The organism is Yoonia sp. BS5-3 (assembly GCF_038069655.2).
Classification (GTDB): domain Bacteria; phylum Pseudomonadota; class Alphaproteobacteria; order Rhodobacterales; family Rhodobacteraceae; genus Yoonia; species Yoonia phaeophyticola.
On the sequence record NZ_CP150951.2, the window covers coordinates 2,425,883 to 2,439,191 of the forward strand.

Annotated in this window: 14 protein-coding genes, 1 tRNA gene and 1 pseudogene; 8 read left to right on the forward strand and 8 right to left on the reverse strand. The window is 56.8% G+C overall.

The window, feature by feature from the left end; all coding sequences use genetic code 11:
- Positions 1-134 precede the first annotated feature (134 nt).
- Positions 135-335 (forward strand): annotated as a pseudogene (locus AABB29_RS12275) (nucleotidyltransferase domain-containing protein); the annotation flags it as partial.
- A gap of 96 nt (positions 336-431) precedes the next feature.
- The gene (locus AABB29_RS12280) at positions 432-734 is read left to right on the forward strand and encodes a hypothetical protein (protein ID WP_341366636.1); all 303 of its coding nucleotides are present in this window, start codon (positions 432-434) and stop codon (positions 732-734) included.
- A gap of 66 nt (positions 735-800) precedes the next feature.
- Here AABB29_RS12280 and AABB29_RS12285 read toward each other — a convergent pair whose 3' ends face one another.
- Positions 801-2,231, reverse strand: a complete 1,431-nt coding sequence (locus tag AABB29_RS12285; protein ID WP_341369095.1) for a D-alanyl-D-alanine carboxypeptidase family protein — start codon at positions 2,229-2,231, stop codon at positions 801-803.
- A gap of 360 nt (positions 2,232-2,591) precedes the next feature.
- Between AABB29_RS12285 and clpS the strand changes: the two genes are divergently transcribed.
- From clpS to AABB29_RS12300, 3 genes are read left to right on the forward strand one after another with little or no spacing between them, the layout of a single operon-like run.
- Positions 2,592-2,933 (forward strand): ATP-dependent Clp protease adapter ClpS, encoded by a 342-nt coding sequence (gene clpS / locus AABB29_RS12290; RefSeq protein ID WP_341366635.1) that lies wholly within the window; start codon positions 2,592-2,594, stop codon positions 2,931-2,933.
- A gap of 21 nt (positions 2,934-2,954) precedes the next feature.
- Positions 2,955-3,926 carry a class I SAM-dependent methyltransferase gene (locus AABB29_RS12295; protein WP_373636536.1) on the forward strand — a complete coding sequence of 324 codons (972 nt, stop codon included), beginning with the start codon at positions 2,955-2,957 and terminating at the stop codon, positions 3,924-3,926.
- Positions 3,927-3,946: 20 nt separating this feature from the next.
- Positions 3,947-4,753, forward strand: coding sequence for an SDR family oxidoreductase (locus AABB29_RS12300; RefSeq protein WP_341366633.1), 807 nt, complete (start codon positions 3,947-3,949; stop codon positions 4,751-4,753).
- A gap of 25 nt (positions 4,754-4,778) precedes the next feature.
- On the opposite strand, the gene AABB29_RS12305 is transcribed toward AABB29_RS12300, so the two are convergent.
- Complete coding sequence (locus AABB29_RS12305) at positions 4,779-5,165, reverse strand: hypothetical protein (RefSeq protein ID WP_341366632.1); 387 nt, start codon at positions 5,163-5,165, stop codon at positions 4,779-4,781.
- Between the two features lie 100 nt (positions 5,166-5,265).
- On the opposite strand from AABB29_RS12305, the gene hemF reads away from it, so the two are divergent.
- The gene (gene hemF / locus AABB29_RS12310; RefSeq protein ID WP_373636537.1) at positions 5,266-6,144 is read left to right on the forward strand and encodes an oxygen-dependent coproporphyrinogen oxidase; all 879 of its coding nucleotides are present in this window, start codon (positions 5,266-5,268) and stop codon (positions 6,142-6,144) included.
- On the opposite strand, the gene AABB29_RS12315 is transcribed toward hemF, so the two are convergent.
- On the reverse strand, positions 6,145-6,513 hold the full coding sequence (locus AABB29_RS12315; RefSeq protein WP_341366631.1) for a hypothetical protein: 369 nt from the start codon (positions 6,511-6,513) through the stop codon (positions 6,145-6,147).
- 42 nt (positions 6,514-6,555) lie between these two features.
- Entirely contained in the window at positions 6,556-7,590 is a 1,035-nt protein-coding gene (gene hemE / locus AABB29_RS12320) for a uroporphyrinogen decarboxylase (protein WP_341366630.1), read from the reverse strand.
- Between the two features lie 92 nt (positions 7,591-7,682).
- Between hemE and hemC the strand changes: the two genes are divergently transcribed.
- Entirely contained in the window at positions 7,683-8,618 is a 936-nt protein-coding gene (gene hemC / locus AABB29_RS12325) for a hydroxymethylbilane synthase (protein ID WP_341366629.1), read from the forward strand.
- A gap of 43 nt (positions 8,619-8,661) precedes the next feature.
- Here hemC and AABB29_RS12330 read toward each other — a convergent pair whose 3' ends face one another.
- The 4 genes from AABB29_RS12330 to AABB29_RS12345 form a co-directional block, all read right to left on the reverse strand.
- Positions 8,662-10,077 carry an FAD-binding oxidoreductase gene (locus tag AABB29_RS12330; RefSeq protein WP_341366628.1) on the reverse strand — a complete coding sequence of 472 codons (1,416 nt, stop codon included), beginning with the start codon at positions 10,075-10,077 and terminating at the stop codon, positions 8,662-8,664.
- A gap of 112 nt (positions 10,078-10,189) precedes the next feature.
- Positions 10,190-10,266, reverse strand: a tRNA-Met gene (locus AABB29_RS12335).
- Positions 10,267-10,374: 108 nt separating this feature from the next.
- Positions 10,375-11,385 carry a cytochrome d ubiquinol oxidase subunit II gene (locus AABB29_RS12340; RefSeq protein ID WP_341366627.1) on the reverse strand — a complete coding sequence of 337 codons (1,011 nt, stop codon included), beginning with the start codon at positions 11,383-11,385 and terminating at the stop codon, positions 10,375-10,377.
- A 5-nt stretch (positions 11,386-11,390) separates the two neighbouring features.
- Complete coding sequence (locus tag AABB29_RS12345) at positions 11,391-12,779, reverse strand: cytochrome ubiquinol oxidase subunit I (protein ID WP_373636538.1); 1,389 nt, start codon at positions 12,777-12,779, stop codon at positions 11,391-11,393.
- A 184-nt stretch (positions 12,780-12,963) separates the two neighbouring features.
- Here AABB29_RS12345 and uraH point away from each other — a divergent pair, with 184 nt between their 5' ends.
- Entirely contained in the window at positions 12,964-13,308 is a 345-nt protein-coding gene (gene uraH, locus AABB29_RS12350) for a hydroxyisourate hydrolase (protein WP_341366625.1), read from the forward strand.
- The last annotated feature ends 1 nt before the right edge of the window (position 13,309 follow it).

Below are 13,309 nucleotides of genomic sequence, written 5' to 3' on the forward strand. Positions count from 1 at the left end.
TGCTATTCGCCGAAATCGTGCTAGGGTCAGCTTCGCCGGGCACTCGCGCTGCAAAAACGGATGTTAGCTTTTGCAAGTTCCAACGACTGCCGTAAGATGTTTCGTATTACTGCACAGACCGGACACAAGAACCTATGACCCCACCCGACGAAAATGCTTGGGATGCTTGGTCTCCAGGGCAGTTGGCAACTAGGCTTACAGGCGTAAAGGCGGATTGGTATATCGTCGGTGGCTGGGCACTTGATCTTTGGCATGGTGCGCAGCGTCGCGCGCATGAGGATTTGGAGTTTGCGACAACCCCCGCAGCCGCTCCGATAGTTGCTGCCCATCTGAAAGAGCTGACGTTCTTTGAAGTAAGGAACGGACAATTGCATGAGTGCGATCCCAAAAGTCGGGTGGATGCAGATACATGGCAATTCTGGGGGGCGGATTTGAAAGATGCCCGCTGGCGCGTGGACATGATGATGGAACGGGGAACGCCCGATATCTGGAGCTACAAGCGACATCCTGATTTGAAGCAACCACGTGACCAAGCAATACAAATAACTGCTGATGGTATTCGGTATTTGGCGCCTGCCAATGTGCTTCTATTCAAGGCCAAACATTGCAGGGCAAAAGACGAAGATGATTTTGAAGCGGCGCTGCCAAAACTTACCATCAAAGACCGCGCCAATCTGACTGATTGGCTGGTGTCCTATCACCCAAACCATCATTGGCTGCATCGTTTGAGTTGACCAATCCCAGCTTTTGGTCGCGGATGCAGCACCACTCAGTTTGGGCCCACACCCGCCATTCGCTGCTTATCCCTCAGACCCGATCATAAAGCATGTCGTTCCGCGTGCCTGCAACCTGCGGCAGGCCAGGTCGGCCCCTTCGCGTGTTAGTCCCATGAAATTCGCATCGAACCCGCCAGAGCGTTGCACCACACGGCGCAGGGCGCCGTCGAGCGAGTTCGTTTCGTTCAATGCGACCTGCAAAAGCACCCGTTCCGCGTCATAGCGCGAATTGTACCGTCCCACATTGACGCCCCAATGCCGCCCGCCGGATGTTGAAATCCGTGTCACCACCTCTGGTTCCGGGTTGACCACGGGCGTCGGGGCAGGGGCCGCGGCTGCCACTTGGATGGCCGTCTCGGGGGCGGTCCGCGCTGTTGGTGTGACGGCTGGCGCCTCTGGCGGTGCGGCGGCAACCTGGGTTGGTCCCGATGCGGGTGTTTCTTCGGCGATCCCCAAGGCCTCGGCCAGGGCGGCATCCACCGCGCTGGTCAGCGCGGCATTGACGGCATCATTATCGACAGCCGCAACAAGCGCTTCGGGCGCAGGGGCGGCCGCAGGTACAGGCCGCATGATGGGCCGTAGGCTTGAGCTGACAACGCCGCTGAGCCGGATGATTTTGCCCGGATCGCCGGGGCCGGATGGGGCTGCGCCGCCGCTTGAGCCGGACAGCATTGCTGCTGGCGGGTTTGGCTGCCGGATCGTGGCCCGTGATGGCGCCCGGTTAAAGCCCATATCCATCAATTCGGTGATGCGTGCGTTACGTGCCGTTGTTGACGAGCCGCCAAAGACCGTTGCGATGATCCGTTCCTGCCCACGTTGTGCCGAGGCCACCAGGTTGTACCCCGCCGCCCGTGTATAGCCGGTTTTGATCCCGTCGCCGCCTTCATAGCTGTCTAGCCAGCGCCGGTTGGTATGGCGCACGGTCGCAATGCCCGCATCGGCCGTCCGCCGCGAGAAGAGGTTGTAATATTGAGGAAAATCGTAAATCACATGCCGCCCAAGAACAGACATGTCGCGCGCTGTCGAAAGGTGCCCTGATTGGGTCAGCCCATGAGCGTTGCGGAATGTCGTGTTCCGCATCCCCATGGCTTGTGCTGTCCGGTTCATCCGTGTGGCAAACGCTTCTTCGGAGCCCGAGATCGCCTCGCCCACGGCTGTTGCCGCGTCATTGGCCGATTTGACCGCAGCCGCCCGCAGCAGATAGCGCAGACGGATTGTTTGGCCTGCTTGCAGGCCCAGCTTTGAAGGCGGCTCTGCCGCAGCGTTTCGGCTGATCGTCACGGGTGTATCAAGTGTGATTTCCCCGCGTTGGATGGCCTGAAACGCAATGTAAAGCGTCATCATCTTCGTCAGCGATGCTGGATGTAGCGGTGTATCTGCATTGCGTGAATGCAGGACTTCACCCGTTCGCGCATCCATCACCATCGCCGCATAGGGCGCCGCGCCCGCGCGCATCGGCGCAAGCAGAATTGATACCAACAATACACATAGAAATAGCCCGTTGAGGGCCAATTGTCCCGGACGACTTGCCACGTCGCTTGCCTCTTTTTCTGCCTCAATGACCCCGAATTTTTTCGGTGGTCTTATTGTTATGACGCAACGCTAACACAAAGCCGGTTTTCGGAAAATACCCTAAATTCAAAGACTTTTGGGGCGTTTGTGAAGCAAATTTACTAGATATTGTGGTTTTACCGCCGAGCGCCACTACATGCCCGATTTCCGGCAAAGGTTGCTGCGCTGCCGATGATAAAATGATGGGGTTTTCACGGCCAATCTGTGCCTTATATACTACGCCAGAGAAATCAGGGCAGACGCATGGTATCACAGATCCATATGATGGCAGGCAAGGACGACGCCGATGACGGTGATCTTGGCGTTGCGCTTGATACCAAGCCCAAGACCAAACGCCCGCCTATGTATAAGGTGCTGATCTTGAACGATGATTTCACGCCGATGGAATTTGTCGTTCATGTGCTGGAGCGTTTCTTTGGCTTGTCCCATGCCCAGGCCTTTGAGCTGATGCTGACCGTTCACAAAAAAGGTCTGGCGGTTGTTGGCGTCTTTAGCCATGAGATTGCTGAGACAAAAGTAGCACAGGTGATGGATTTCGCGCAGCGTCATCAGCATCCTTTGCAATGCACCATGGAGAAAGAATAGCCGCGCTGCTATTCGCCCGCTATGCCCCAATCCCGGTTAAGCACTGCCCTTGATGATGGCCTATTGGCGTTGCCGGATGGCAATATTGCCGTCATGCGCCCCCCTGCAACCTACGACGTCGCCGCGTTGCCGCGTGCGCAAGTGCAGATCATGCACGGCTTCTATCCTGATTTTGAGGCCTGGAAGTCTGCAGGTTATCCCACGGCAGAAGAGTTTGAGAAAGCCGCAGTCGCCATCGTCGTCGTTCCCCGTGCCAAGGCATTGGCACGCGCGATGGTCGCGGCTGCCTGCGCAAAGGCGGATCTGGTCATCGTTGATGGTCAAAAAACCGAAGGGGTGGATAGCCTTTTCAAGGCTTGCCGTAAAATATTGGGCGATGTGCCGTCCCTTGCCAAGGGCCATGGCCGCATCTTTTGGTTCGCAGCGACCGATTTATTCGCTGAATGGGCCGCACCGCCCCCAGCAATTGGGCCGCATGGCTTTTTCACGGTGCCGGGGGTGTTCTCAGACGGGGCTGTTGATGCAGGCTCAGCCTTGCTGGCTGATGCATTGCCCCCAAAACTGCCTGCCCGCATGGCCGATCTGGGCGCCGGTTGGGGCTATTTGGCCGGGCCAGTGTTGCGCCGTGCGGGTGTTGAAACGCTCGACCTGATTGAGGCCGAGGCGCTGGCATTGTCTTGCGCCAAGTTGAACGTCACTGATCCGCGCGCTGCGTTTCATTGGGCCGATGCCACGGGGTTTGTACCCGCCGCCCCCTATGATGGCATCGTGATGAACCCGCCTTTTCATACCAGCCGCGCAGCTGATCCGGGCCTGGGCCGTGCCTTTATTCAGGCTGCCCGCCGCCTGCTTGCGCCTCATGGCAAACTGTGGATGGTTGCCAACCGGCATTTGCCTTATGAATCGACAATGTCCGAGTGTTTCCGCAATGTGGAGATCATTGGTGGCAATGGTGCGTTCAAGATTTTTCATGCGACCCGCCCTTTCCGGTAGCGGGCCAAGAGGAGAAACCGATGTCATTTTCCATTGCCGGTAAGACGGCGATTGTCACCGGGGCTGCAAATGGGGTGGGTTTGGCCATTGGTCGCCACTTTGTGCAGATGGGCGCAAATGTGGTCTTTGTCGATATGGACGAAAAGACCCTGTGCCATGAATTGGGCGATACCGCCAAGAAAGAAGAGAATATCCGCATTTTTGCCGGTGATCTGCGCAAGAAGCTGACCATTGCAAATCTGCTGTCCACGACAATTGATGCGTTTGAGCGTGTCGATATTCTGGTCAATGCCTCGCGGCAGGTGATGACAACCGATCCGCTTGATCCAGAGGATAATAGCGTCGAAGAGTTGCTGCAGCAAAACACCCTGACCGCTTTGCGTGTCAGTCAGACGGTTGCCCGCCGCATGATCAAACAGGCTGAAGACGATAATACGGGCGGTCCGATTGGATCGATTGTCAATCTCAGTTCAATCGCCGCCCGCCGTACCCATGCCGAGCTTTTGGCCTATTCGGTCAGCTCTGCCGCGCTTGATCAGATGACCCGGTCGCTGGCCGTGGCCCTGGCCCCCAGTCGTATTCGCGTGAATGCCGTCGCCTTTGGCAGTGTGATGAGCGCCAGTTTGAAGGGATCGCTGAAGGATCAGGATACGATCCGCGAGACGATTGTTGAGAATACCCCGCTGCACCGCATCGCCAGCCCGGGCGAGGTGTCGGATGCTGTGCAATATCTGGCCTCGGACGCGTCAGCGTTTGTGACGGGGCAAATTATTACCGTCGATGGCGGCCGGACGCTGATTGATCCGGCCTGTGTATCTGCACATTGATGCGCCCGGCCAGAGGGCCGCGCGCTTATTCTGGATGAACCGCAATACATTGCGCAACGGCCTGATTTGACCCAGCCTGCACCAATTCAAACCGTTCGCGGAGCGATTCAAGCTTGGCGGCTTCGGCCTCAAGATCAATGGCGACCGGCTGCGTAGTCGTGACCGTACGTGTATCTTTGCAAGGGAAGCTGAAGGCTTCACCTTCGCTTGTCTCACCCCGGCAGGTGCGCGTGATTGTGCGCACTTCGCGTCGTTCGTCCAGCGCGTAGCCGCGCGCCAGGTTCGCCTCAGTCTCATTGATCAGGCTGCTGAGTATGCGGGTATCGCGCGTGACATCCGCGATGCATTGCTCGCGCGGTGTCGCACAGGCGGTCAGCGCCACAAGGGGCAAAAGCATGAAGGCAGGACGCATGGCATTCTCCGGTGTTTGATATAGATCATGGTCGCAAGGACGCTATGGTGCAAAAAGACTAAAACAATGTGCTATTCAATAACAGAGGCAGAGAGCAGTTATGTCAAACGGGTTTGAGGCGGAAAAAAGCGCGGCATCCGCCTGGTTTCGCAGTTTGCGGGATGAAATCGTGGCGGCCTTTGAGGGGCTGGAAGACACGCATAAAGCAGACCAGCCTGCGGGCCGTTTTGAGGTGACCGAGACCAAACGCCAATCAGATGATGGATCGGATGCCGGTGGCGGTTTGATGTCAGTTATGCGCGGTGGCCGTGTGTTTGAAAAAGTGGGCGTCAATGTTTCGACCGTGTTTGGCCAATTGGGCCCTGCTGCGCAAAAGGCCATGGCTGCCCGCGGCGTGCCCGGCATGGCCGATGATCCGCAGTTCTGGGCGTCGGGTATCTCCCTGGTCGCCCATATGCAAAACCCTCACGCCCCGGCGGTGCATATGAATACGCGCATGTTCTGGACCCCGCATGCTTGGTGGTTTGGTGGCGGCTCTGATTTGAATCCTTGCATTGAGTATGATGCAGACACCGCTCATTTCCACGCCGTCCAAAAGGCGCATCTCGACCCGCATGACCCCGCCCTTTACCCAAAGCTGAAGTCTTGGGCGGATGAGTATTTCTATATTCCGCATCGCAATCGCGCCCGCGGTGTTGGCGGGATCTTTATGGATGATCATTGCAGTGGCGATTGGGAAGCTGATTTCAAACTGACCCAAGATATCGGCCGCGCGTTTCTACCTGCCTATCTTCCACTGGTTGAACAGCGTCGTGATACGCCCTGGGATGCCTCAGATAAGGACACCCAATTGGTGCATCGTGGGCTCTATGCGGAATATAATCTGGTTTATGATCGTGGTACGAAATTTGGCCTGGCCACGGGCCATGACGCCAATGCCGTCTTGATGAGCCTGCCACCTTTGGCCAAATGGGTGTAGCTAGTCGATCGTCACGAATTTAGCGTCACCGACGGATCGCGTGGTCGGTTCCTCTGTCACAACGGGCTGCATGGTTGGGCTACCATTTGCCAGATGGCGCAACAGCATCCCGGCATATTCAGGCGAGATTTCACCATTGCTCGCCCGGCTGATCATATTGGCGGCCCGTTCGGGGGCAAAATGCACCATCAGCCGCGCGACGCGCATCTGTGTCAACGCGAACCCACTTTGCGCGATGGGGCTGTCAGTCAATGCGTTCCGTTCGGCCTGCGTTGCAGGAACAAAGACCAGCCATATCGTCAGGGCCAGAAAAATCGCGATCCAGATGCTACGCAGCCCATGAAAAATAAGACGAAAGGTCAGTGGCAATGTAAATCTCGTTCGGTTTGACAGCGTGGTGATACCACAAAATCACTTGCCGCGCACTGTGTCGATCATCAACTGCACATTGTCGGGGTCGGCATCTGGTGTGATCCCATGCCCCAAATTGAAGATATGCGGACCGCCCGAGAACGCATCGCAAATCCGCCGCGTCTCATCCACCAACGCAGCACCGCCCGTTACCATATGCGATGATTTCAGATTGCCCTGCACGCAGCCGTCATTTTGGACATGGGTGGCAGCCCATGCTGCATCCACCCCGTCATCAATCGCCACGCAATCCGCGCCGGTCGCCTCATGCACCCCGGTATATTTCGTCCCCGCCCCACGCGGGAAGGCGATCACGGGAATGCCGGGGTGTTTTTCCTTTAATGCCGCTGTGATCTGTTGCATTGGTTTGATGGAATAGCGAGTGAAATCGTCATCTTGGAGGGATCCGGCCCAGCTATCAAAAAGCTTGACGCATTCCGCACCCGCCGCGATCTGTTCTGACAGATACGCGATGGTGCCTTCTGTGAGGCGCTGCAGGATCGCCTCAAACACCGGCCTGTTTTCAGACTTCAGTGCATGTGCCGGCCCTTGATCCGGTGTGCCGCGCCCCGCAATCATATAGGTCGCCACAGTCCAGGGCGCGCCTGCAAAGCCGATCAATGTTGTCTCAGATGGCAGTTCTTTGGAGAGGCGCTGCATGGTCTCATAAACCGGGTTCAGCGTCTCATGGATAGCGTCTGTTGGCCGCAGCTTGGCGACGTCATCTGCCGTTGTGATCGTCGACAGGCGCGGGCCTTCGCCGCTGACGAACCACAGATCAGCCCCCAGCGCCTGCGGCAAAAGCAGTATGTCGGCGAAAAGGATCGCCGCATCGAACCCGTAGCGGCGGATCGGTTGCAGCGTGACCTCGGCCGCCAATTCAGGGTTATAGCAGAGTGATAGAAAGTCACCGGCCTGCGCACGCGTTGCCTTGTATTCGGGCAGATAACGCCCGGCCTGGCGCATCATCCAAATCGGGGGCGTGTCCAGTTTTTCACCTGCAAGAGCCCGAAGAATTGTCTTATTTTGCACCATGATAAGCCCCTTTGATCCGCCCTGTCGTTCCAGTTGCTGCAGATGATGTCAAGGGAGTTGTCAGCCCAGACCGATGGGTCTAACAATCGCCTATGACCTTGCATTTGCCTTCAGCCGCGCAGCCTTTCAACATCGGGACCCGGGGGTCTCCGCTCGCGCTTGCGCAGGCTTATGAGACCCGGTCGCGTCTGATGGCGGCGTTTGACTTGCCCCAGGATGCTTTTGCGATTTGCATCATCAAGGTAACGGGCGATGCGATCCAGGATCGGCCACTCAAAGAGATTGGCGGCAAGGGGTTGTTCACCCGCGAGATTGAAGAGGCCCTTTTGGCGGGCAGTATCGATATTGCGGTACATTCCATGAAGGATATGCCGGTCACGCAGCCCGATGGTCTGGTGCTGGACACTTATCTGCCCCGCGAGGATGTGCGCGATGCATTTGTGTCGCTTCATGCGAATGCGCTTGATGCGCTCGCGGAGGGGGCGATCGTGGGCACGTCATCGCTGCGCCGCCGTGCCCAGCTTTTGGCCAAACGCTCTGATCTGCGCGTCGTTGAGTTTCGCGGGAATGTGCAGACCCGTCTGCAAAAGCTGGCGGATGGTGTGGCGGATGCCACGTTTCTTGCGATGGCCGGTTTGAACCGCCTTGAGATGCGCGATGTGCCGCGCTGGGCTGTGTCACCCGATCAGATGCTGCCGGCTGTCGCCCAAGGTGCCATTGGGATTGAACGCCGTATCAGCGATGCGCGCGCTGCGACAATGCTGGCGGCGATCCATGATCATCCGACAGGGCAGCGCCTCGCCGCAGAGCGTAGTTTCCTGGCGCATCTGGATGGGTCCTGCGAAACCCCGATTGGCGGGTTGGCCGAACTGGACGGCGCGAACATCCGGCTACGGGGCGAGATTTTGCGCCCTGATGGACGTCAGGTCTTTGCCGATGAGGCATTTGGCCCGATTGAGACGGGTCCCGCAATGGGCCGCAGCTTGGCCGAGACATTGCTGGCGCAGGCCGGTCCCGATTTTTTCTAACGGGCGGCGAAGGAATTTCGCGAAATTCCTTCTTTTTGGAGCCTCAGTCGGCGCTTGGGACCACTTTGCCGGGGTTGAGAATGCCATTGGGATCAAGCGCCGACTTGATCGCCCGCATTGCATCCAGCGCAACGGGGTCTTTGCGGCGTTTCATCGTCTCAAGTTTTGAAACACCGATGCCATGTTCGGCGCTAAAAGACCCCCCAAGTTCTTGAACCACATCTTCCACGGCTTCCACCAACGCGTCCATGATCGCCGGATCATTGCGGTTAATATAAGTGGTGTGGTGAATATTCCCGTCGCCCAGATGGGCCACGATCACCTCACTTGCCTCAGCGTCAATAGCTTTGATCCGTGGTGTCAGCCTGGCCTCAAAATCGGCAATCTTATCCAAGGGCAGAGCGACGTCCGTATTGACAAAAATACCGCAGAAAAAAGCAACTTCGCCCGCATCTTCGCGTCTTTTCCAAATCTCGCGCCGTTGCGTTTCGTTCTGGGCGATCACCGCATCCAGCACCGTTCCGTCTTCCAGCATTTGTCCCAGTGTGTCTTCCAGCAGCGCGTTCAGCGGCACGCTACCATCCTCGGCAGCTTGCGCATCTTCGGGCCGGGTTGCGGCGACCTCAATCATGATGTTGATGTCGTAATCGGTTTCAAAAGGGCCTGTGACATCGGGGAAGAATTGGCGGTGATGGTCGATATAGCTGCGCGGCATGTATTCGAAGGCTTCAACGCCTCCGCCGGTCTGCTCTTGCAGATGGTGCAACAAATCCAATGCCACGGGTAGCGAAGGAACAGCCACCATCGCTGTTGCGTAGGCCTGCGGTTTGGGCTCCAGCTTCAGCACTGCCGCTGTGATCACCCCCAGCGTTCCTTCGGCACCGATTATCAAATTGCGCAGATCAAAGCCTGAATTGTCTTTATGCAGCGCCGTCATCAAATTCATGATCCGGCCATCGGCCATCACGACCTCAAGCCCCAGGCAAAGGCCCCGCGTGCTGCCATAGCGCACCACGTTTGAGCCGCCTGCATTGGTCGACAAAAGCCCGCCAATCATTGCTGATCCGCGTGCCCCCAATGTCAACGGAAAGATCAGATCATGCGTTTCTGCGGCATCATGCAGGTTTGATAGAATAACCCCGGCACCGACAGTTGCGGTGCGGGCCTTCACGTTGATCTCAGAAATCGTATTCAGCCGTTCGACCGAAAGCATCAGAGCATCTTGCGCCAATGTGGCCCCGGTCAGCCCCGTCCGCCCCGATGCAGGCACGACAGGGGTGCCAGTTGCATTGGCGATTTGCAGAATTTTTGAGACGTCTTGCGTATTCGCAGGCCGCAATACTGCCAAGGGCGTTGATGTATACGCGCCCGTCCAGTCTTTGCCATAAGGGGTGGCCTCTTCGCCCGTTAGAACACGGTCCGCGCCGATTGCATTTGAAATTTGGGTGACGACGTCCATGCTGCCCTCTATCTTTGTTCAGAAGAGGTTAACGGCAAATCCAATAGCACGAAAGTAACATTCGAGCTGCCGGATGGATTGGTTTCAATTGATATCATGACGGGGTGATAAATGGTGGCGCGGGGGAGACTTGAACTCCCGACCTCGCGATTATGAGTCGCGCGCTCTAACCAGCTGAGCTACCGCGCCGCACCACAGCGCACCGATTACGCAAAGCATGTGGGGGTGTCAAACCGTTTTCTTTGCATTTGCCGGTGCGGCATGACGTAAGATGGGATTAACCCCATCTTATCCGTATTAATCGTAGCGCAGCTCTGTCGCTTTCCCCCGGAACACCGTGTAGGCGAGGATCGTGTACCCCAGGATTGTGGGCAGCACGATGCAAGTGCCAATCAAGATGATATAGAGGCTTTCGGGCGCGCTGGCCGCGTCGTAGATCGTCAGCCGTTCGGGCACCACATAGGGATAGAAACTATAGGCCATGCCCCCAAAGGCGGTCATCCATAATCCTGATGCGGTCGCGAAGGGGAGCCATGACAGCCGATCCCTTGCAAAAGGCATCCGCCGCAGCATCATCCACAACCCGATTACCAACGCCACCGAGAGCAGCGGGAGCGGTGCCAGATAAGCCGCCTCTGGCCAGCTGAACCATTTGTCAAAGATACGCGTACTGACCACTGGGGTGGCCAATGAAATCGCGCTGATACCCAACACCAAACCCCAAATGCCACCTTTGGCCCAAGCGACCGCTTTGCTTTGTAGTTCCGCATCGGTTTTGTGGATGATCCAAGTGGCCCCGATAAAGCTGTAGCCGACGGTTAAGAAGACTGCTGTCAAAAGCGCGAAACCGGCGTTTACCCAGGTCCATTCGAGCCCCATCACATACATGCCCAGCATGAACCCCTGGCTGAGCGAAGTCATCAGCGAGCCGGCGAAAAACGCGTTATTCCAGGCCCGCTTATGCGGCGCCGGCGCCTTGGCCCGGAATTCGAATGCAACGCCCCGCAAGATCAGACCGATAAGCATGATCGTCACCGGCAGATACAGCGCGGTCAGGATGATCCCATGAGCGGCTGGAAAGGCGACCAGCATAATCCCAATCGCAAGCACCAGCCATGTTTCGTTGGCATCCCAGAACGGGCCGATCGACGCGATCATCCGGTCCTTTTCGGCCTCATCGGCAAAAGGAAAGAGCAAACCAACCCCAAGATCAAACCCGTCCAGCACCACGTAGATCAGGATCGAGACCCCCATCAAGAGCGCGAAAACGAAGGGTAGCCAGAGGGCGGGGTCTCCAAAAGTGTACATTATTCTTACTCCGCCGGAATTTCGTGCCGTTTGGCAGCCGCAGGACCGATGATTTTCGGGTCAATCCTTTCCCCCCGCGACATCCGCCGCGCCAGAAAGAAGATCACATAGATATAGGCTGCGAGCAGTATGACGTAGATCGCCAGATAGGCCAGAAGTGAAGACAGTACCAATGGTGCAGGCACGTCAGCCACTGCTTCCTTGGTTGTCATTACGCCGTGAACCAGCCAGGGCTGTCGTCCGATTTCGGTTGTGTACCAGCCTGCAAGGGTCGCGAGCCATCCGCTGAAGCTCATCCCGACGAGTGCGTAAAGCATTGGTTTGGGCAGCCCTTCTACCCCCCGCCGTTTGCGCAGGATAAGATAGCTGGCGGACCAGCTGATAAGCAGCATCAACAGACCTGTCCCGACCATCACCCGGAACGACCAAAAAACAGGGGCCACGCGCGGATGCAGCACCTCGCCATCTTCGGTGACAAAGTCATTGAGCCCCTGAACGGTTCCGTTCCAATCATGGGTCAGGATGAACGAGGCCAGCTTGGGAATGGCAATTTCGAACCGGTTTTCCCGTGCTTCTTCGTCGGGCAGTGCGAATAGGACCAGCGGCACGCCTGCTTGTGTTTCCCAATTGCCTTCCATCGCGGCGACCTTTGCGGGCTGGTATTCCTTCGTATTCAGCCCGTGCATATCGCCCACAAAGATTTGGACAGGGATCAGCAATGCGGCAGCAAAGACAGCTGTCCGCAAGGCGACCCGCACCCCTTCGGTACGCCCGCCAATCAACCAGCGGAATGCGCTGACGCCTGCAATCAAGAAGCTGACGGTCAAGAAGCTGGCCAGCACCATATGCGCAAAGCGGTAGGGCATTGATGGGTTAAAGATAATCGCGGACCAGTCTGTCGCATATGCCACGCCGTCGATCATTTCATACCCTTGTGGCGTATGCATCCAAGAGTTCAGCACGATGATCCAGAAGGCCGACATCATTGTGCCGAAGGCCACAAGGAATGTCGCCACAGTATGTAGCCAGTTCGGCACACGGCTGAACCCGAATAGCATGATTCCGAGGAACACAGCCTCAAGGAAAAACGCGGTCATAATTTCGTAGGCCAGCAATGGTCCGGCGATATTACCAACCGTTTCCATGAAGCCCGGCCAGTTTGTCCCGAATTGGAAGGACATGGTGATCCCGGATACGACCCCCATCGCAAAAGACAGCGCAAAGATTTTGACCCAAAAGCGATAGGCCTCCATCCATCTGTCTTCTTTTGAACGGTTATAGCGCAGTTTGAAGTAAAGAAGCACCCAGCCCAAAGCGATCGTTATCGTGGGGAACAGGATGTGAAACGAGATATTCGCAGCAAATTGTATGCGGGATAGAAGCAGTGTCTCCATTTTAAACCTCTTCTCTTAAAGCCGTCATTTCAGCTTCTTACTGGAAGAACTAGTCCTCTCATGGCCATCTGGACAGGGGGTGCGACAGCGCATCGCGGGTACTCGGCGGCCTTCATGTCCCCAAAAACGGGGTGACATCCCGCAGGAATTCCGAAAGATAAGCCATGAGATCAAAGGAGACGGCATGAGCGGATTTCTGACAACCCATGTTTTAGACACAGCCAGCGGGCTGCCTGCGGCGGGTATGCGTGTTGATTTATACCGTCTTGCGGGCGAAACACGGGCGTTGATTGCCACAATGATCACCAACGATGATGGACGCACGGATCAGCCCATTCTGCCCACTGCCGATTTCGCTGTGGGCCGCTATGAGCTGCTGTTTCACGCAGGTGCGTATTTTGGTCGCAGCGAGGCACCCGTCTTTCTAGACGAGATTCCGATCCGTTTTGGCATCAATGATCCGGCCTCGCATTACCATGTGCCCTTGCTGGTCTCTCCCTTCAGCTTTTCCACATATCGCGGCAGCTAGG